Annotated in this window: 1 protein-coding gene; it reads left to right on the top strand. The window is 54.9% G+C overall.

Features of this window, described 5'->3' with window-relative positions; genetic code table 11:
• Positions 1-493: GTP-binding protein (locus tag SQ11_RS15885; RefSeq protein WP_041515180.1), on the top strand; the 493-nt coding region annotated here is incomplete at its 5' end.
• Positions 494-597 lie beyond the last annotated feature (104 nt).

The raw sequence follows: 597 nt of genomic DNA, 5'->3' as shown, positions 1-597 counted from the left end.
GCACACCCCTGAAACCGAAGAATATGGCATTGACAGTTTCATTCTGCGCACACACGAGCCTCTCCACCCCCGGCGCCTCGCAACTTTCCTCGATATGCCGTTGACGGGTGTTTTGCGGGCTAAAGGTTATCTTTGGTTAGCCAGTCGCCCCGAATGGGCAATTTCTTATTCCCGTTCCGGCCCCACTGTTTCAGTAGAGCCGGTGGGGCAGTGGTGGGCGGCCGTACCCCAGGATCAGTGGCCTGCTCAAGGCAGTCAGGAGCGTACCTTGATCGAACAGAACTGGTACAAACCCTATGGAGATCGTATCAATGAGGTTGTTTTTATCGGACGCCATCGGGAATGGGACCGACTCGCGATCGAAGCAGCTTTTTCCGCCTGTAAGCTGACCCCGGTTGAAATTTCTCGAGGCCCGACTTACTGGCGCACTCTGCCTGATGATTTTCCCGAGTGGTCCGTGGCATCTCTGACGGAAGAGCTGGAATTGTCATGAGCGCGATCATCCCGGAAACGTTCGAAGAATGGCAATATTGCATTCAGCACGACTGCGGCATTGCCCTGACCTCTGAATTCATAACGGCCCGGCTGACGATACTG

Source organism: Nitrosospira sp. NpAV, assembly GCF_000832065.1.
GTDB lineage: Bacteria > Pseudomonadota > Gammaproteobacteria > Burkholderiales > Nitrosomonadaceae > Nitrosospira.
This window is presented reverse-complemented; position numbering and strand designations above follow the sequence as displayed.